The organism is Clostridium cadaveris (assembly GCF_020911725.1).
GTDB lineage: Bacteria > Bacillota > Clostridia > Clostridiales > Clostridiaceae > Clostridium_X > Clostridium_X cadaveris.
Genome location: NZ_CP076620.1, coordinates 2,084,033 through 2,103,261 on the forward strand (window position 1 = coordinate 2,084,033; position 19,229 = coordinate 2,103,261).

Genomic DNA, 19,229 nt, shown 5'->3' on the forward strand with positions numbered 1-19,229 from the left:
TCTTTAAACGAGTTAGCTAGAACTAACTCATCTTTAAAAAAATAAATGCCTTCCAGCATCTTACTTAATTATCTTAATATAAAATTAAAGCCTATTCCGCTCCAAAAGGAAAGAATAAGGCTCCAAAAAGACATACTTATTTTGACATTCTATATTCATTAGGCGTTACTCCCATTATATCTTTAAAAGCTTTGGCAAACTTACTTCCATTATCGTACCCGAATCGCCCAGCAATTTCGATAACTTTACAATTATTCTTTTTTAGCAGTAATGCTGCTGATTGCATTTTTTGTGTTCGAATATATGAATACATAGAAACACCATAAACAGCTTTGAAACTGTTTTTAATCTGTGTTCCAGAAATATGAAAAATCTCTGAGAGCTGATCCAATGTGACATGACTTTCCATGTGTTCAGTAAGATACTTACAAATATTCTTTGCAAGGCTCACCTGTGATTTAGAAACACATTGTTTTTCGTTCTCCTTTGTATTTACTTCCATATTGCTTAAGAAAAGAAATAGTTCTAAGATTTTAACCTTAAAATACCCCTTTTTAATTCTGTCAGGAACAAAGTAAAGCTCTGAAAATATATGCTCGATACTTGGTTCAGAACGAGCAATAAAACCTTTATTATCTTGACAAAACTTTTTTATAAGAATACTAGGACTGACATTCACATCATCAAGAAAACAAGAAAAGCATTGAGGTACCTTTTCCATATCTATTATAATAGATATGCCTTGATAGTGCCCAAGAGGAAAATATGAACCATGTTCCATATTAGACTTGTATGCAATAGATAGATCCCCCGGTGTAAGATAGCAAAACTCATCTTTGAATTCACACTCAATACGCCCCTCACGGCAATGATTGATTTCAAAAATATTTTCTGGTTTTGAATTTTCAAGCAAACATTCTTGCTTGTGGACATCATTATAAATCAACTCTATTCCAGGAAAAACTGTGTAGCTTTTCATTTCTATATTACCCGTTTCATCACTAAGTCTATATATAGTACAATCAAAATCACGGTAAATGATCTCCACATCACTCCCATAAATATTTTTTTCCCTTTGTGTTGCATTCATTTTGTATACACATCCTTTTTAGAACTTAGTTTTATATTTATGACTATACAATTCAGTTAGTTTAAACTAACTTTCAATAAAAAATATAATTAGTCAAGGCTAACAATCATATATTATAATTAAAATACCGTATTTTGTCAATAAACTAGTACATTTAATTAGGCCTCAAAAAAATTAAATTCATATAGCAAACAGTGTAATAATAAAAAGAACTACACTGTTTGCTGATTTATTGAAATTCCTATAAAGATTTTTAAAAACTTTTAATTTATTCTAATCTTCCTTAGATTTTTTATCAAATGCCAACTTAACAAGCTGTATTATTATAAATGGAAGTAATGATAATCCATAAACTGTTAATAATTGATTCATAGTCATAGAATCCACCTCAAATATAGGCTGTAAAAATGGAACTAATATTACTAAATTTAAAAGTACAAAGCCTACTCCAAAAGCCGCCCATAAATATCTATTTGAAAACAATGCTTTCCCGGATAACACATGTTTTTTTGATTTGCTTGTAAATCCATGAATTAATCTAGCTAAGCACAAGATAGCAAATGCCATTGTACTAGCTAAAGCAGGGCCACCAGCGTTTAATCCAATATGAAAGCCAGTTATGGTAGCTGCTGCTATCACTATACCTTCTAATATTATTTCTAAAGCAAAATTCTTTGTTAATATGGATTCATTAATATCTCTAGGCTTTTCTTTCATAACATTATTACTGTGTGGCTCTAATCCTAAAGCTATAGCTGGCAAGCTATCTGTAAGAAGATTTATAAATAATAGGTGAACTGCTGCAAATGGCACTGGTAATGCAAATAAGGATGCATATAAAACAGCTAGTATTCCTGCAGTATTTCCTGATAGCAAAAATTTTATGGAGTTTTTAATGTTCCCATAAATATTTCTTCCATTAGAAATAGCTTTCACTATAGTTGCAAAATTATCATCAGTAAGTATCATAGAGGCTGCATCTTTTGCAACTTCTGATCCTGTAATCCCCATAGCAACACCTATATCAGCCTGTTTTAGCGCCGGAGCATCATTAACGCCATCTCCAGTCATAGCAACCACATTTCCTTTTTCCTGCCAAGCTCTTACTATCCTTATCTTATGCTCTGGAGATACTCTAGCATAAACTGATATTTTTTCAACAAAGCTTTTTAATTCTTCATCACTTAAATTATCAAGTTCTGAGCCTTCAACAGCTTCTGATTCATCTTTTAAAATTCCTATTTGCTTGGCAATGGCAGCTGCTGTTATCTTATGGTCTCCTGTAATCATAACAGGTTTTATTCCAGCATTTATACATTCCTCAACAGCCTGTTTTGACTCCTCTCTTGGAGGATCCATCATAGAAATAAGCCCTATAAATGTTAAATCATTTTCATCTCCTAGTTTTATATCCGTTTTGTCCTTAAGTTCTTTAAAGGCAAAAGCCAATACTCTAAGTCCTGTTTTTGAAAACTCTCTATTTACCTTTTCAATATTTTTTATATGGTCATCTGTTATTTTACTTATACCATCAGCTGTTATTATATCTTTTGTCCTGTTAAGTATTACATCCAATGCACCCTTAGTTATCATCACATTTTTTTTATCCATTCTGCATACAGTGCTCATAAGTTTTCTATCAGAATCAAAAGGTATTTCACTTAGTCTCTCATAATGGTCTCTCATCTTTATTTCATCAATACCATACATATCAGCAAAGTTTACTAAAGCAACCTCTGTAGGATCTCCTATTTCTTTGTGTCCATCTGTTATAGCATCACTGCAAAGAAGCCCCATAGTTAATAAATTCTTTTCTAATTCATCATCTAAACTAATATCATCTGCTTCCTTTATCTGATTATTTATAAAAACTTTTTTCACAGTCATTTTGTTTTGAGTAAGAGTCCCTGTCTTATCAGAACATATTATGGATACACTTCCAAGTCCCTCTACAGCTTGAAGCTTTCTTATTATAGCATTTTCCTTTGCCATCTTTTGAGTTCCAAGAGATAATACTATTGTAACTATTGAGCTTAATGCTTCAGGTATTGCTGCTACCGCAAGGGCTACCGCAAACATAAATGAATCAACAAGCGCTTGACCTCTTATCATGTTTAACCCAAATACTATGATACTTATTATAAGGATAACTATGGCAAGTTTTTTACCAAAGTTATCTAAATTGATTTGAAGAGGTGTTTTCTTCTCTTTTGTTGTATTTAGAAGTTCCGCTACCTTTCCTATTTCTGTTTCCATACCTACTGCAGTAACTACAAGTGTAGCTCTTCCATATGTAACAAGACTGCCTGAAAAAACCATATTTTTTCTATCTCCCACAGGTATATCTTTTTCATTTATAATTTCATCAGTTTTTATTACACTTTCTGATTCTCCTGTTAAAGAGCTTTCATTAACTTGCAGACTATAATTTTCGATTATTCTTCCATCTGCACTTACGAAATCTCCAGCCTCAAGATATAATATATCTCCAACTACAACTTCCTTTGATGGTATTTCTATCTTTTCTCCATCCCTAAGAACTCTTGCAACTGGTGATGATAACGCCTTTAAACTATTTAAAGACTGCTCTGCCTTTACATGTTGTACAGTTCCTAATAAAGCATTTATAATTACAACAACAAATATAACTATTGCACTTTCAACATTGCCTAAAAACATGGATATTGTTGCTGCTATTAAAAGTATGACAACAAGAACATCTTTAAATTGCTCAAGAAATACTTGAAATATGCTTTTCTTTTTTCCTTCTTGTAATTCATTATCTCCATACTTTTCTCTTCTACTCTCTACTTCATTTTTTGACAGACCATTAGGTTTTACTTCTAGATAGTTCATAATTTCTTCTTTTGTCATTTCATAAGGTCTTCTCATTTGTATGTCCTCCTTAAGATTTTAATCCTGCTATTTAGTTTAATACTTATATTTAGTATCAATAAAATCTCAATCTTTAGCCTCACTACTCATAGCTATTCCGATAGGAGTTACTAAAAGCGGATTATATGTTTTTATAGTTTTTACTTTAGTATACTTTTCTACTATTGATTCTATGTTTTTTAAACAGCAAGTTCCTCCAACAAGATAAATTGTATCTACATCATATCCTATTATATGGTGTGAAACTATATCAGCCATCTTCTCTATGACAGGTCTAACTAAATTAAACACCATGTTATAATTTTCGTCTTTAACTTTAAAAGTATCAGCTTTTTCATATTCAAGACCAAAGTTTCCTGAAATCACTAAAGTGAGATGATGACCTCCTGTAGGTTCATCACCAGAATATATAACCTCCCCATTTTTCAATATTGATATGCCTGTAGTTCCTCCTCCAATATCAACCACTGCCCCATTTTTAATGTTTAAAACTAAGGATGCTGCTGTGGGCTCATCAATTATATTTGTAACTTCAAACCCTGCTGCCTCTACCACATTTCTTATAACTTTAGTATTACCTCCACCTATGCCTGGCGGTATTGCAGTGGCTGCATAATTAAGCGATCTATTTAACTTTTTTTCTAAATTAACTTTTAATTTTTTGACTATGTTAACGGCATTTAAATAATCTACTACTATACCATCTCTAACTACAGATGCCTTGTAAAGTTCTCCTGCTACAGGTTTATTCTGTTCATCTAAAACTACAATAACTATGTTAGAAGTACCAAGATCCACTCCTATTTTAAGCTTTCTATCTTTATCTACAAGCTGCGGTTTAGAAAAAGTATTCTCAACTTCTTTTATGTATTCGTTGGCTTCTTTTAAGCTTTCCATATATTCACCTTTTTCCTCAAATGTCTATAAGTTTATAACCTTCATCTCTCTAGTATTTCCAAGTTTTCATCTTGATATTAAACAAAAATAAAAACAGAGATATTAAGCTTTAAGCTCCTACCTCTGTTTTAAAATTAAAGTTCTTCACTTGTTTTTTCAATAAGCTTTACGAAATTTTCTTGCCCCTTCTTTGTGATATACATATCTAAAAGAGTTCTTAAAGGAAGATTATTTAATCCTTTATTCTTGTTTTCTAAAAGTGTTTCAAGGATAGATCGAAATTCTTCTTTGTCACTGTTTAATGCATCTATCATTTTCTCAGCCATGTCATCCACTAGAGCTTCCTTTATATTTTCTCTCAGTTTTTCTCTTAATGTATCAATATAAAGCCTAGTTTCTTCATCATATTTTGAGATATCTCCATCAATTAGTTCATTTATATTAAACATATCGTCATTCCTTTTCAGTTTATTTCATAAATTAATTTTTGCCATTTATCTCATTTATAAATCTATAAAAAGCCTCTTTTCTATTACCCATTCTAAATACACCACAGCACTCTAATACTGACATAAACTTCATACCAACTTCCTTATGAAGTATTTCTTCTACATTAGATTCATTTATATTATCATATTGTTTCATAATTTTTAAACACCAGTCTTTGTGCTTAATCAAAGACTCTGTATCCAAAACATCTATATCTTCACTTTTTAACATTACATTTTCTAAAAGTTTAAGTTCTTCTTTAAGTCTAGCTGGAAGCACCGCAAGTCCCATAACCTCTATAAGACCTATGTTCTCTTTTTTGATATGGTGTAGAGATTCATCTGGATGATATATGCCATAAGGATGCTTTTCATCAGTTCTATTATTTCTAAGCACCAAATCTAGCTGGAACTTTTCGTCCCTTCTTCTGGCTATAGGAGTTATAGTATTGTGAGGAGTCTCTCCTGAAAAGGCTTTAATTCCTATTTCTTCATCAGAATATTTTTTCCATACACTAAAAATCTTATAGGCTAATTCAGATAATTCACCCTTGTTGCTTCCTGTTATTCTTATAACATCCAAAGGCCAATTGATATATTGAACATTCACATCTTCATACCCATATATAGAAGCCTCACATACTTTTTCTGCCTTTGCCATAGGAAATTCGTAATTTCCTCCTTGAAAATGGTCATGAGAAAGTATAGAACCTCCCACTATTGGAAGATCTGCATTAGATCCTAAAAAATAATGTGGAAACTGTTCTATAAAGTCTAATAATCTTTCAAATGTAATCGGCACTATCTTCATAGGTGTATGTTCCTTTTTAAATACGATGCAATGCTCATTATAGTACACATAAGGCGAATACTGTAAACACCATTTTTCATCACTTAATACAAGTGGAATAATTCTATGATTTTGTCTTGCAGCCTGGTTTATACTGCCTTCAAATCCTACATTTTCATAACACAAAGCACATTTAGGATAGCTATTTTGCGGCATATTCTTTGCTAAAGCTATAAGCTTAGGATCCTTTTCTGGTTTTGATAAATTTATTGTGATATCCAAGTCACCATATTTTGTCTTGCTTTTCCACTTTAAATTTTTCTTTATCCTGTCTTCTCTTATATAATTAGAAGCTATAGATAAGCCATAATAATAATCTGTAGCTTTTCTCTTATTCTCATTGTATAATTCCTTAAACCTTTTATTAATAACTGATGGATGACTTATAAAACAATCCATTATTTCAGTATCTAAAAGATCCCTATAGGTGACATCATTGTTTTTCAGCACACCGCATTCATAAGCAAAATCTAAAATATTATCTAATATTTCGCATAGCCTTGTATCTCCTATGTTCAAATCTTCAAGCATCACAAATTCTTTTAAATTCAAAATTGATATTATTTTATTGGCTATATAAATTATATCTTCTTCTTCTATAAGATTTTCACGAATCCCATATTGAAGAAGTCTATTTATCTCATAATTTATGTCTATATTGACGAAATTTATTTCCTTCATCTTTTCTTGATATGACATACTGTCCCCTCCTAAATTGTTATAATATATAATTAGGCAAAAATCTATAAATTCCTTTAAAGATTATTGCTATTTAATTTAGGAATATAGCCATTGTAAGCAATATACAGATATTTTTTAAGCTACATATTCATTATTTTTTTCTTTTTCAAGAAGTTTTTTATAGCTTAAATCTATACTTATAGCTCCCAAAGGTGCTGTTATAATAATTGCAAGTACTGCAACAGTAAGTACTGTATTTCCATATGATAATCCCATAGCTAAAGGAATTCCCCCTATTGCTGCCTGGACTGTTGCTTTAGGTGAATATGCAAATATACAAAATATCCTTTCCTTTGCATTAAGATTTGTACCTATTAGTGAAATTAATACTCCTATAGCTCTAAATACAAGACCTCCTAATATAACTATTGCTACACCAATTCCTGACAATACTATATATTTAGGGTCTACAGTAGCTCCTACAAGAACAAATAATATTATCTCAGCTCCTACCCATAGCTTATTAAATTTTTGAGAAAGTCTTTTCGCTAAAATAGCATAATTTTTTAGTAATGAAATTCCCATAGTCATTATTGATAAAAGTCCAGAAAATGGCACAATATTTTTAAAACCATTTTCCAATGCAATAAGTAAAAATGAGATACTTATAATTATTAAAACCTTAATAGAATCTCTCATATGTATTTTTTTAAATATTATCGTAACAAAATATCCAATTAATGCTCCTAATATTATGCCAAGTATTATAGATATTGGTACTTGAATTAAATTTAAAATTGAAATTTCTCCTCCATCTACCAAGGATGTGAAAGATGTAAATAGTACAATGACAAACACATCATCAACTGATGCTCCAGCCATTATTAGTTGAGGTATACTCTTAGATGTTCCATATTTTTCATCCATAAGTTTTATCATAGTAGGGACAATAACAGCTGGTGATACTGCTGCCGTTACTGCTCCTATAACAGCTGCTTCTGCTATTGTTACGCCTAAAATTTTAGGTGCTATGAAAACTATACCTAGAATTTCAAAAGTTGCTGGTACAAAGCACATAAACATTGCTGGTCTTCCTACTTTTCTTAATTCCTTTATATCTAAGGCTAATCCTGCTCTAATTAAAATTATTATAAGAGATATTTTTCTTAGATCTGCTGAGATACCAAGTATTGTTCCATCTAAAACATTAAATACATGTGGTCCTAGTAATATTCCTGTAGCAATCATTCCTAATAATCTCGGAAGTCTAAGTTTATTGAATATATCCGCCAAAATCAGTCCTAATAAAAATATAAGTGCTAAGCTCGTAAGCATACCATCCCTCCTCTTTATTTTTTATATTTTTTCTAATCTATGCGATATTTGCAAAACAAAAAGCTGATAACCCTGTGATTGATAATCACAGAAGTCATCAGCCTAAATTCAGCGGTTTTAGCATAAAAGAATACTATGGGAGAACTTCATTCCCAATACTTTTATAAGTTTATCATGGTATTTTAAAGTAGTCAATTATATATTTTTATTTCATTATCTTACATATATTATTTGTAAACTCTAATGGGTCATCTAATGAAAGACCTTCTATTAATATAGCTTGATTATATAGAAGATTAGTGTATAGTGTAAATTTATCCTTGTCATTTTCATAAGCTTCTTTTAAGGCTTTAAATACATCATGATGGACATTTAATTCTAAAATCTTTTCTGCTTTTATTTTTTGATTATTAGGCATAGAATTTAGAACTTTTTCCATTTCAATTGTTATTTCACCATCTGTAGCTAGGCATACTGGATGATTCTTAAGCCTTTTTGATACTCTTACTGCTTTAACTTTGTCAGATAATATTTCCTTCATTGAAGAGAATAAATCTTTATTTTCCTCTTCAACAGCCTTATCTTCACTTTCTTCCTTATCTGATTCTATTCCTAAATCACTGTCTGAAACTGACTTAAAGTCCTTTTCTTTATAATTCATAAGCATCTTTATAGCGAATTCATCCACGTCCTCAATGAAGTAAAGTATCTCATATCCTTTTTCTAATACAAGTTCTGTTTGAGGAAGCTTTTCAATTCTATCTATAGATTCTCCTGATGCATAGTAGATATATTTTTGATCTTCTGGCATTCTAGATACGTACTCAGCTAAAGTTACAAGCTTCTTTTCATTTGATGAATAGAACATGAGTAAATCTTGAAGTACATCTTTGTTTGCTCCAAAGTCACTATATACACCATATTTTAATTGACGTCCGAAAGTTTCAAAGAACTTTTCATACTTTTCTCTGTCATTCTTTAACATGGTTTCAAGTTCACCTTTTATTTTATTCTTTATGTTTTTGGCTATAAGCTTTAATTGCCTGTCATGCTGTAACATTTCCCTAGAAATGTTAAGAGATAAATCTTCTGAATCAACTATTCCTTTTACAAAACCAAAGTAATCAGGTAGCAAATCAGAGCATTTATTCATTATCATAACTCCGCTAGAATATAGTTCTAACCCTTTTTCATACTCTTTTGTATAAAAATCATAAGGCATATTTTCTGGAATATATAAAATAGCATTGTAGCTTACCATTCCATCTACACTTATATGAACATGAGATAAAGGTTTATCAAAGCCATAGTGTTTTTCATGATAGAAGTTTTCATAATCTTCCTTTGTAAGCTCGCTCTTATTTTTTCTCCAAATAGGTACCATGCTGTTTATAGTCTGTTCTTCTTTGAACTCTTCATATTCATCTTCACTACCTTCTTTAAGTTTTGAAGATGTAACTTCCATCTTTATTGGATATCTTACAAAATCAGAATATTTCTTTATAAGTGATCTTAACTTATACTCTTCTAAATATTCATCATAATTTTCTTCTTCACTATTTTCCTTGATCTTTAGTATAATTTCTGTACCTACAGTTTCTTTTTCACATGGCTCTATGCTATATCCATCTACTCCTGAAGACTGCCATTTATAAGCTTCATCGCTACCTAATGCTTTACTAATAACGGTAACTTCATCTGCTACTAAAAATGAAGAATAAAATCCAACTCCAAACTGTCCTATTATATCATATCCTTCTTTTGATTCATTTTCTTTCTTAAACTGTAATGAACCACTCTTAGCAATAACTCCAAGATTTTCATCAAGCTCTTCCTTAGTCATTCCTATACCGCTATCTATTATTTTTATAGTTCTATTCTCTTTGTCTGCCTCAATCTTTATATAATAATCAGATTTTTCGAATTTCAAAGAGTCATCAGTAAGAGCTTTGTAGTAAATCTTATCAATAGCATCACTTGCATTTGATATAAGTTCTCTTAAAAAAATCTCCCTATGAGTATAAATTGAATTAATCATAAGGTCTAATAATCTTTTTGATTCTGCCTTAAACTGTCTTTTTTCCAATCCAAACACTTCCTTATTTCTATGTTTTAATTTCTATTAGCACTCATTGCATTTGAGTGCTAACACATAACTTTTATATACCACTTTTTCTTTATTATGTCAATACATATTGATTTAAAATATTTTCTATCCCCATCTTATATAAAAAAATTAACCCCATCATAATATTATTAAATCATGCTGGGGTTACTAATTTTCCTTAATATTTTAATAGTTAAGTTCAGTTATTAAAGTTTTACTGAATTTATTATTCATTATAGGCGTCTTCAAAATTCATAGGTATTATTTCTTTTTCTAAATATCTAGCTAATGCGTAAAGTGTATCTGAAAGTCTATTTATATATTTAACTAGTATTTCCACATCTTCTATTCTTCTTAAATGAATGACTCTTCTTTCCGCTCTTCTGCAAACAGTTCTAGCTACATGAAGGGATGCAGATGCTTTAGATGTTCCTGGCACTATAAATGCATCTACTTTAGGAGTCTTTGCTATATATTTGTCTATTATATCTTCAAGCTCTTTTATATCTCCTTCCTTAATTTTATATTTGAATTTTTCTTTGTCTATAGTTGCAATTTGTCCTGCTACAAAGAACAGCTTCTTCTGAATTCTAAGCAGTATTTCATTTATCTCTTTATCTTCTACAAAAGTGTCAGCTAAACCTATAAATGAACTTAGTTCATCTATAGTTCCATAAGCCTCTACTCTGTCAGAATCCTTATCTACTCTTGTACCATCAAATAAGGATGTTTGCCCTTTGTCACCAGTTTTTGTGTATATCTGCATATTTCGTTCCTCCATTTCCTTTGTTAGCTAACAATATATATCATATATTATTAGCATGATTTTATATTTTATTATTATGCAATCACAGGTCCAATAAATGCCCAAATCATAACCCATATCCAAAGTACACCAGTACCTATCCAGCATGCCTTCAAAACTTCTTTCATATTATTGCATCTGGCAATTCCTAGCTGACCTGCTAAATTTGCTGTTGGATATAGTGATCCGGTGATTCTTGTAGCTGCTAAGATTGCGATTGCCCATACTACCATTGGAAGCCCAACAGATGTAACTAAATCGATAAACATCTTGTGAACTATTGTTATCTCTGCAACAGCAGCTGCTTATAGTAAGTATTATAGATAATATAAGCATTACTATTATAGCATAATTTGTTCTTGTTTTGTTACAACACCAAATCCTACTAAAAGTACAAAAGCTATTAAAAATAATATAGTTGTACATTTTTGCTCTGGTGTTATGATTATTTTATTTATATCTATCATATCTTCGGTTATTTCATAAACTTCAACACCTATTTACTCCTATACCTTTTACTATCCAATAAACCATAGTATGGCTTACTTTAGTTTTGTTCATTAAATATCCAAGTCCACTTCCAAACATTATTATTATTCCAATAATTACTAGGAATGAACCTAATGAATTATCAATTATTTTTGATAAACCTGCAAGTCCCTGTCCGATTAAAATTGCTGCAACTATTACTCCTACCATTAGTCCTGCTAAATTTGATTTGTTTCTAAATACCATAATTAAATATACTAATAGTGGTAAAAGTGCAAGAAGAGATGGAGATGAAAGTAAAGCGTATTTCCCATAAATAATTTCATCTTTCCCAATTCTTGTAAATATTTTTACTTATTCTTTATTTCTTTAGCATTTTTAATATTTAGTTCTAAAATAAAAAGCTGGTTAATGCATAATAAATCATTAACCAGCTTAAATAAATATATTAAGTTAAGTCTATATCTTCAGGGTTTATAACCCTATTCTTATAAGTAATGATATTGTCTATTGCCCTTTCATAAATTATGAATAATGCAAGTCCATCTAAAAAATGATTCACTTTATTTGAATTATTTTCTATAGCATTATCTGTATCAGTTTCACTAATTTGTTTTGATAAATTAAAATAAAATGTCAGAGCTTCAATAACTAAAGCACTTGATATCATTCTCATCTGAAATATATAATCTTCTATGTCAGAACTATTTCCTGTAGTATTTACATTATTTAAACTATCAATAATCTGCTGTTTTTGTATTTCTAAATTATTGTAAGATATCAGTGTAGAGGCTGTAAGATATAGCAAATATTTCTGAGATTCAATTATAGTATTTAACTGATCTTCTAATTTCCTTATTTGTTCTGGAGATAGCTTTGAACCTGTACTCATTATAATAACCTCTTAAAACTTTATAATACTATCCAAAACATTACTTATATATATTTTGTTTAAGTATTTTTTGTAATTATTATATGATTTTATTAAGATTTATGTTACGTTCAACTATTGTATTATTGATCTATCCTTATCTGTATTTGTCCCAGAGATTTTTCTTTGCCTTCTGTACCTACTCTTGTCATTACATATATCTCATAAAAGTCTTCTGTAACATTAATATTATGTTCATCAATGTATTGTAGTATTTTTTTATAATACTTACTTGTATCTTTGTAATCATCATCAAAATTTATGGTTAAATATTCTCCTTCTTTAAATGTGATGATTTCATTATCCCCAACAATGGATGTATCATTTATATTTATCATCATAGTATGGTATTCAAGATTATTATTTTTTCTAAAATCTTCATAAGAAGTTAAAAATGCAAGTTCTTTATTATAACATCCTCTTTTTTGCTCTATTGATGATAAGATTCTACTTAAATTAATTTCAAATTCTTCTGTATACCGTTTTGTATTGTCGTATTTTATGAATTTCTTTTCTTGAATATGCTTAATAAAAACTTTATTAGTCCCCTCTTTCATAATAGTTTGAATTCTATCCTCTAGAAAAAATATATTGCTTTTTATATTTTGAAGTTCTGATATCTTTTCCTCTATCATCTCTTTCTGCTTTGTTATTACATCTAAAATCGAATCTATAGAAGTATAATTATCTATAAGAATTTTTATTTCATCTAACGACAAGCCCATAGCTTTACACTGCTTTATAAAGTCAATCATTATGAAATGTTTTACCGAATAATATCTATAATTGCTGCTTTCATTTACATATGCTGGTTTTAAAAGACCTATCTTGTCATAATGTCTTAAAGTTTGGACTGAAATATTATGAAGCTTTGCAACTTCCCCAATGGAAAATTTAGTATTCATTTTTCTCACCTCCATGATAGTTATTTTAACCTAAATATAGTATAAAAAAAAGCCATGTCTGTGTTGCAGACATAGCTCTTTACCTCTAGGCAGCGATTGCCTCTTTAGTAGAAGTTTTTATATTTGATATTATGCTTATTGTTATAAACGTAAGGCTTTCTGATGCTATTGTACCTGCCCATATTCCGTTATTTCCAAATATCTTATAAAGGACAAGAAGACATATTGGAAGATATATAGCGGATCTTAAAAGACAGCTTAAATTAGAGTACTTTGGTCTTTCTATAGCTTGAAAATAAACTAAAGTATTTAAGTTTAATCCAACTACAATATAGCTTACACTTGCTATTCTAAGTGCTGTATATGCAAGATTTAAGATTACAGGGTCCTGTGTGAATATCCCTATAAGGCTCTTTCCAAATAAGAAACTTATAAGTATAAAGGCTACACTTACTGTCAAAGAAGAGACACATGTTATATTAAAGAATTTAAGCATCTTATGTCCATCTTTTCTACCGTAGTTATAACTTATAAGAGGCTGTACCCCTAAAGTTAATCCATATAGAACCATATAAGTATTAGTTGTTATATAATTTATTATACTATAAGCTGAAATTCCCATTTCCCCGATAAACTTAACTAACACTATATTGTGTATAAGCACCATCAAAGAATAGCTTGCTTGTGCAAAGAAAGAAGGAAACCCTATTAATGAAAACTCTTTAAGATCATTTCTATTTATCTTTACATTTCCGAATGTTAAATATCCTTTTTTCATTATGAAATGAGGTAATAATATTCCAACTGTTATTATTTGTCCTAGTCCTGTAGCTATAGCTGCTCCCTTTATTCCTAGTCCTAAGTTAAATATAAATACATAATCTAATATTATATTTGTTATTGCTCCCGCTATAGTCGATACCATTGCAAGCTTTGGTCTTCCATCATTTCTAACAAAGCTGCTTAAAACTATACCAATTAAGTTTGGAATACAGAATATAGCGTAGAATCTCAAATACTGAACTGATAATTCTTTTAAAGTTTCTGTCGCTCCAAGCACTGTCACTATCTGTTCTGTAAACACTATACATATGATACTTATTATTCCACTGATTATCAAAAGAAATTTAAACACCTGTCTAAAAATGTTTACCGCTCTATCTATATTTTTAGCTCCTATATTTTTAGAAACTAATGCTCCTCCTCCAATTGCAAACATGGAAGCTAGTCCAAATAACATAACTGTAAATGGTAGTACTATATTTACTGATGCTAAAGCTGTATCTCCTACTCCTTGTCCCACAAATATTCCATCTATTACCGTATAAAGTGATGAAATAAACATAGCAAGTGCCGATGGTACTGCATATTTGAAAAATTCTTTTATCATATTTACCTCCTGCAATGATTTTTTTACGCTATTTTTTATAATAAACTCTATACCTACTATAGAGTCAAGTTTTTTTGTTTAATATGATAAAAACTTCTGCTGTTATTTAAAACTGAACTGACCTCCATAAGTTAGATTTTTGGTTCTAACTTATGGAGGTCACATGAAACAGCAGAAGTTTTTTAATCTTTTAACTCCAAGTTAATCTTTCTAATGCAATATGACTGCGATACCAATCATCATTTTGTAAAAGCATCTCGGGAGAACCAGAATTTTTAATTTTTCCATTATCTAAAATCACAATAATATCACTTGCAACAATAGATGATAATCTATGAGATATAGATAATATTGTATGATCTTTACTAGCTTTAGATAGAACATTTACTACGTTCTTTTCAGTTAACGAATCTAGATTTGCTGTAATTTCATCTAAAAGAAGAATTGGAGGATTCATTACTATTGCCCTTGCTATTGATAGAAGCTGTTTCTGTCCTTGAGAAAAAATATTGTCACCAACAATTTCGGTATAAACTCCATTTTCTAATGAATCTACATATTCCTTAATACCAACGAAATCTAAAGCATGCATCACTTGTTCTTGGGTGATATTATCATCCTGAATAGTGATTTGATCCATTACAGTACCCTTTATCATGTGAAAACTTTGATCCACATACCCAAATATTTTTCGTTTTTCTACATTTGGTATATCATAGACATCAATATCATTTATAGTTATACTGCCTTCAGATGGTTTTAAAATTCCCATGATAAGCTTAAATAATGTAGATTTTCCAACACCAGTTCTCCCTACAAAAGTGACCTTTTCATTTGTATCGATAGTTAGATTTACATTTTCTAATACTTCTGTATCTTCATCATATTTGAATGTTACATTATTAAAACTTATTTTAATATCACCTCTATTTGGAATTATGCTCTCTGATTGAAGTTCATCTTTCTTACCATCATCTTCCGGCTCATTGTAAAACTCGTCTACTCTTTTAATTCCAGACACTGCCTGTTGTATGTTTTGAAGTTCCATTCCTAAGTTTTCTATGGGTGAAAACAAATTAGATATTAATTCAATAGATGCCGCAACCATACCCAAAGATATACCTAAATAATTAAGCTGCTTAGAGGATAAAATCACAATTAATGCAATAACTATTGCTCTTGTTATCTGTATTATTGGTGAAAATACGGAATCATAGAAGTTTACCTTTTCAATGGTTTTATAATTATCAAGAAGATATTCAGTATAATTCTTTTCCATGTAATCTTCCTTGTTATATACTTTAATCATCTGAATGTTTTTCAAACTCTCTGAAATATGATTGTTTACTTTCCCTACTAACACTCGATTCTCAATTTGAGCTTTAAGCATTTTTTTCTGAAAGATTCTTGTTATACCATAAATTATAGGTAATAATATCAACGTTAAAATGCCAAGTTTTATACTAAACATACATATTGATGCGATTATCCCTATAATTTTAAAACAATCTACTATCATGCTTATTATTCCACTTGTAAATAGAGAATTGATTGCTTCAATATCATTTGTAAACCTTGAAACTACTGCACCAGAGCCATTACTAGAAAAAAAAGAGAAGTTCAGCCTTTCAAGTTTATATATCATTTCAATTCTTATTTCCTTGGTAATTTTTTGTCCTAATATAGTAATAAAAGCTTCCTTCAAAAAATCAAATACTCCAATAAGTAGAAGCACAAGAATATATGACATAGCCATTATTAAAAGTTTTTCTCTATTTTTAGGAACAAGATTATAATCTATTATATATTTTAAAATTTGAGGAGGAATAAGTGATGCTATTACTACAGCAAGTATAGCAAATGCTAATATTATAGTTAATCCAACATTATCCTTGAACACTTTAATTGCTGATGATTTTATCAAACTAGCTTTCATCTTTCCTTCCCTCCTCCATACATTGCAAATTATAAATAGTCTCATAAACACGTGATTTCCCTAACATTTCTTCGTGAGTTCCGTACTCCGCAGTCTTGTCACTATTTAATAATATTATCTTATCGATTTTATTAAATACTGCTAGCCTATGAGATGCTAAGATTATTAAACTATCTTTATAGTTATTCTTTAGGTTATTAATAATTTCATCCTCTGTCTTCATATCAACGGCAGAAAATGGATCATCTAAAATAATAATCTTATTCTTCTTTAAAAGGGCTCTAGCAAGAGCTATTCTAGATTGCTGTCCTCCACTAAGCCTTACACCACTATTTCCAACCAAAGTATCTTTTCCATGAATCATTAATGACAAATCTTTATGAAAGCATACATCCTCAAGAACATCTGTTATAATTTTGTCTTCTCCTAAAGTTATGTTGTTATATATACTATCAGAAAGAAGCTGTGGATTATGTCCTAAATAAGATATCATCTCGCTTCTCTCATATTCTGAATAATCATTAAGCTCTTTGTCATTTATCTTTATGCTACCTGAATAAGGATATAATCCAAGCAAAGCTGATATAAGAGTAGACTTTCCAGATCCTATGGGTCCTGTAATACCTATTATTTCTCCAGATTTTCCCTCAAAACTAATATCTCTTACTATGGCTTCTTTTTCTTTACTATATCTAAAACTTAATTTTTCTACTTTAAGTATTATGTTTTCCTCTCTTATGTGATCTATCATATCTTTCTTTTTATACTCATTTAAATAAGGTTTAATTCTCTTCCATGAAACCTGAGACTTCTGAACTGAGTTAAAAAGCTTTGCTGCCTTGCTTGCTTTGACTCCCATAGCTGTAAACATAGCTATATAAGTAGAAAATTCCCCTACAGTCCATCCGCCTTCTATAACTTTTATTCCACCAAGATATATAACTATAACTACCCCTATCATGGCTATGATATTATATATAGGCTGCATAGAATTCTCTAGGATATTTGCCTTTACGGCTTTTATTTGTAAATCTTGAAGTTCATCACAGTATTTTCCTCTATTTTTTACTTCCATGCCGCTTACACGATATAACATTGAATTTTCAATTATGTCATAAGTAAGATCAGTAATTTCACTACTCTTTTTACGAAAATCTGCTGAATATTTATATATGATTCCCTTTAGTTTTTCAGCTAAAAACATTGCTATGGGTATAAAAATAACTGCCCTAATTGTTATCCTTACATCGTAAAATAGCATGGACACCAAATAAGATATCATAAGTATACCTGTGTCAAAAACTTCTGTAGTAAACTTTCTCATACCTTCTACACAAAGGTCTACATCTGATATAGACCTAGTCATAAGATTTCCTAAATTTTCATCATCTAATTCTTTTGACGACTTGTGAATTATATTATTGTATATCATAAGTCGCATGGTGGCACTTGTACTATTTGCAAACCTTCTTATGTAAAATCTTTTAAAATACCTCAATAATTGAATAGTTCCAATAATCGCCACATAGACTGCCGCAACATTTAGGACAGATTTTAAATCTTTTCCTCCTACAATGGAGTCTATAAGCTTTCCTTGATATATTGGTCCTAATACAATTGATGTATTAAAAGATAATCCAAAAATAACTATGCATGCTACTGCAAGCTTTTCCTTCTTCCAGTAATTTATTATATTATCAGAATTTTTCATAGGCTCTACCTTTAAAGCTGACATTATAATTTCTTTCCTCCTTATATTATTTTTAAGCTAATCCTTAAAATCAATATTACTGCTTTTTTACACTATATTCAATTATTAATATATTAAAATACAATTAATTAATGTTAAACATCAAAGTTTTACATTTTAAAATTGACCACCTCTATTAATTAATATATAATTTTACTTATATCATCAGAAGATTTTTTTAATTAGATAAATTGGAGGTTCCTTATGAATAGTGATATTTTAAACTTAGAGCAAGCTTGTGATTTCTTAAGCGTTAGCGAGAGAACTCTTATAAAATTATTACGTGAAGAACATATACCTGCTAGAAAGATAGGCAGAGAGTGGAGATTTAGCAAAACTGCTCTCATGAATTGGATTTCATCTGGAGATTCTTATGAATACGCAAATAAAGAAGAAAAATTTGAAATTCTAGAGGATTCTACAGGCCAGTGTGAAATTCTTCTTTCAGATTTAATAAGTATGGCAGGAAATCTAAAAGATAATGTAAAGATAAATACTCTTTTAAAAGATGTGCCTGAAATGATAGATATACCTTCAAATATAACCCTTAGAGTGAGCTATAAACAAAAGAGAGATATGGAAAAGCTTGCTTTCAAACTATTTTGGCCTCAAAGAGAAGAATATAGGATGCCTTTAAAGGATAAATAAAATAGAGTTCTGAAAGGTTACCAGAAATCTCT

At 29.9% G+C, this 19,229-nt stretch carries 17 protein-coding genes and 1 riboswitch; of the genes, 1 reads left to right on the forward strand and 16 read right to left on the reverse strand.

Going from position 1 to position 19,229, the window contains the following annotated elements; genetic code table 11:
- Positions 1 to 136 precede the first annotated feature (136 nt).
- The 16 genes from KQH81_RS09880 to KQH81_RS09950 all read right to left on the reverse strand — a co-directional run bounded on the left by KQH81_RS09880 (position 137) and on the right by KQH81_RS09950 (position 18,534).
- A complete protein-coding gene (locus KQH81_RS09880; protein WP_027639971.1) occupies positions 137 to 1,090 on the reverse strand; it encodes a helix-turn-helix domain-containing protein in 954 nt (317 codons plus the stop codon).
- Between the two features lie 273 nt (positions 1,091 to 1,363).
- The gene (locus tag KQH81_RS09885) at positions 1,364 to 3,982 is read right to left on the reverse strand and encodes a calcium-translocating P-type ATPase, PMCA-type (RefSeq protein WP_230028182.1); all 2,619 of its coding nucleotides are present in this window, start codon (positions 3,980 to 3,982) and stop codon (positions 1,364 to 1,366) included.
- 69 nt (positions 3,983 to 4,051) lie between these two features.
- Entirely contained in the window at positions 4,052 to 4,882 is an 831-nt protein-coding gene (gene eutJ / locus KQH81_RS09890; RefSeq protein ID WP_027639973.1) for an ethanolamine utilization protein EutJ, read from the reverse strand.
- A 134-nt stretch (positions 4,883 to 5,016) separates the two neighbouring features.
- Entirely contained in the window at positions 5,017 to 5,331 is a 315-nt protein-coding gene (locus tag KQH81_RS09895; protein WP_027639974.1) for a hypothetical protein, read from the reverse strand.
- Positions 5,332 to 5,362: 31 nt separating this feature from the next.
- Positions 5,363 to 6,919: a UDP-glucose--hexose-1-phosphate uridylyltransferase gene (locus KQH81_RS09900; RefSeq protein ID WP_230028183.1), complete on the reverse strand. Its 1,557-nt coding sequence runs from the start codon at positions 6,917 to 6,919 to the stop codon at positions 5,363 to 5,365.
- Between the two features lie 117 nt (positions 6,920 to 7,036).
- Positions 7,037 to 8,236, reverse strand: a complete 1,200-nt coding sequence (locus KQH81_RS09905; RefSeq protein WP_230028185.1) for a cation:proton antiporter — start codon at positions 8,234 to 8,236, stop codon at positions 7,037 to 7,039.
- A gap of 81 nt (positions 8,237 to 8,317) precedes the next feature.
- A riboswitch (Fluoride riboswitch) is annotated at positions 8,318 to 8,399 on the reverse strand.
- Between the two features lie 42 nt (positions 8,400 to 8,441).
- Positions 8,442 to 10,322, reverse strand: coding sequence for a molecular chaperone HtpG (gene htpG, locus KQH81_RS09910; RefSeq protein ID WP_027639977.1), 1,881 nt, complete (start codon positions 10,320 to 10,322; stop codon positions 8,442 to 8,444).
- Between the two features lie 247 nt (positions 10,323 to 10,569).
- On the reverse strand, positions 10,570 to 11,109 hold the full coding sequence (locus tag KQH81_RS09915) for a cob(I)yrinic acid a,c-diamide adenosyltransferase (RefSeq protein WP_027639978.1): 540 nt from the start codon (positions 11,107 to 11,109) through the stop codon (positions 10,570 to 10,572).
- 74 nt (positions 11,110 to 11,183) lie between these two features.
- Entirely contained in the window at positions 11,184 to 11,417 is a 234-nt protein-coding gene (locus KQH81_RS09920; protein ID WP_027639979.1) for a hypothetical protein, read from the reverse strand.
- A gap of 72 nt (positions 11,418 to 11,489) precedes the next feature.
- Entirely contained in the window at positions 11,490 to 11,615 is a 126-nt protein-coding gene (locus KQH81_RS17610; RefSeq protein WP_267890554.1) for a hypothetical protein, read from the reverse strand.
- Between the two features lie 22 nt (positions 11,616 to 11,637).
- Complete coding sequence (locus KQH81_RS09925) at positions 11,638 to 11,883, reverse strand: hypothetical protein (protein ID WP_206152991.1); 246 nt, start codon at positions 11,881 to 11,883, stop codon at positions 11,638 to 11,640.
- A 202-nt stretch (positions 11,884 to 12,085) separates the two neighbouring features.
- Positions 12,086 to 12,529, reverse strand: coding sequence for a hypothetical protein (locus tag KQH81_RS09930; RefSeq protein WP_027639981.1), 444 nt, complete (start codon positions 12,527 to 12,529; stop codon positions 12,086 to 12,088).
- A 122-nt stretch (positions 12,530 to 12,651) separates the two neighbouring features.
- On the reverse strand, positions 12,652 to 13,473 hold the full coding sequence (locus KQH81_RS09935) for a MerR family transcriptional regulator (RefSeq protein WP_027639982.1): 822 nt from the start codon (positions 13,471 to 13,473) through the stop codon (positions 12,652 to 12,654).
- 85 nt (positions 13,474 to 13,558) lie between these two features.
- A complete protein-coding gene (locus tag KQH81_RS09940; protein ID WP_027639983.1) occupies positions 13,559 to 14,863 on the reverse strand; it encodes an MATE family efflux transporter in 1,305 nt (434 codons plus the stop codon).
- A 190-nt stretch (positions 14,864 to 15,053) separates the two neighbouring features.
- Complete coding sequence (locus KQH81_RS09945; protein WP_027639984.1) at positions 15,054 to 16,799, reverse strand: ABC transporter ATP-binding protein; 1,746 nt, start codon at positions 16,797 to 16,799, stop codon at positions 15,054 to 15,056.
- The gene (locus KQH81_RS09950; protein WP_027639985.1) at positions 16,789 to 18,534 is read right to left on the reverse strand and encodes an ABC transporter ATP-binding protein; all 1,746 of its coding nucleotides are present in this window, start codon (positions 18,532 to 18,534) and stop codon (positions 16,789 to 16,791) included. Before KQH81_RS09950 ends, KQH81_RS09945 begins: the two co-directional genes overlap by 11 nt.
- 219 nt (positions 18,535 to 18,753) lie before the next feature.
- On the opposite strand from KQH81_RS09950, the gene KQH81_RS09955 reads away from it, so the two are divergent.
- Positions 18,754 to 19,197: a helix-turn-helix domain-containing protein gene (locus KQH81_RS09955; protein ID WP_022788134.1), complete on the forward strand. Its 444-nt coding sequence runs from the start codon at positions 18,754 to 18,756 to the stop codon at positions 19,195 to 19,197.
- The last annotated feature ends 32 nt before the right edge of the window (positions 19,198 to 19,229 follow it).

What these genes read in the sequence shown, in the direction of transcription:
- KQH81_RS09880 (WP_027639971.1), bottom strand. Translation starts at nt 1,090, where the DNA reads ATGAATGCAACACAAAGGGAAAAAAATATTTATGGGAGTGATGTGGAG.
- KQH81_RS09885 (WP_230028182.1), bottom strand. Translation starts at nt 3,982, where the DNA reads ATGAGAAGACCTTATGAAATGACAAAAGAAGAAATTATGAACTATCTA.
- KQH81_RS09935 (WP_027639982.1), bottom strand. Translation starts at nt 13,473, where the DNA reads ATGAATACTAAATTTTCCATTGGGGAAGTTGCAAAGCTTCATAATATT.
- KQH81_RS09895 (WP_027639974.1), bottom strand. Translation starts at nt 5,331, where the DNA reads ATGTTTAATATAAATGAACTAATTGATGGAGATATCTCAAAATATGAT.
- KQH81_RS17610 (WP_267890554.1), bottom strand. Translation starts at nt 11,615, where the DNA reads ATGATAGATATAAATAAAATAATCATAACACCAGAGCAAAAATGTACA.
- KQH81_RS09900 (WP_230028183.1), bottom strand. Translation starts at nt 6,919, where the DNA reads ATGTCATATCAAGAAAAGATGAAGGAAATAAATTTCGTCAATATAGAC.
- KQH81_RS09915 (WP_027639978.1), bottom strand. Translation starts at nt 11,109, where the DNA reads ATGCAGATATACACAAAAACTGGTGACAAAGGGCAAACATCCTTATTT.
- KQH81_RS09950 (WP_027639985.1), bottom strand. Translation starts at nt 18,534, where the DNA reads ATGTCAGCTTTAAAGGTAGAGCCTATGAAAAATTCTGATAATATAATA.
- KQH81_RS09955 (WP_022788134.1), top strand. Translation starts at nt 18,754, where the DNA reads ATGAATAGTGATATTTTAAACTTAGAGCAAGCTTGTGATTTCTTAAGC.
- eutJ (WP_027639973.1), bottom strand. Translation starts at nt 4,882, where the DNA reads ATGGAAAGCTTAAAAGAAGCCAACGAATACATAAAAGAAGTTGAGAAT.
- KQH81_RS09920 (WP_027639979.1), bottom strand. Translation starts at nt 11,417, where the DNA reads ATGTTTATCGATTTAGTTACATCTGTTGGGCTTCCAATGGTAGTATGG.
- KQH81_RS09930 (WP_027639981.1), bottom strand. Translation starts at nt 12,529, where the DNA reads ATGAGTACAGGTTCAAAGCTATCTCCAGAACAAATAAGGAAATTAGAA.
- KQH81_RS09945 (WP_027639984.1), bottom strand. Translation starts at nt 16,799, where the DNA reads ATGAAAGCTAGTTTGATAAAATCATCAGCAATTAAAGTGTTCAAGGAT.
- KQH81_RS09940 (WP_027639983.1), bottom strand. Translation starts at nt 14,863, where the DNA reads ATGATAAAAGAATTTTTCAAATATGCAGTACCATCGGCACTTGCTATG.
- KQH81_RS09905 (WP_230028185.1), bottom strand. Translation starts at nt 8,236, where the DNA reads ATGCTTACGAGCTTAGCACTTATATTTTTATTAGGACTGATTTTGGCG.
- KQH81_RS09925 (WP_206152991.1), bottom strand. Translation starts at nt 11,883, where the DNA reads ATGGTATTTAGAAACAAATCAAATTTAGCAGGACTAATGGTAGGAGTA.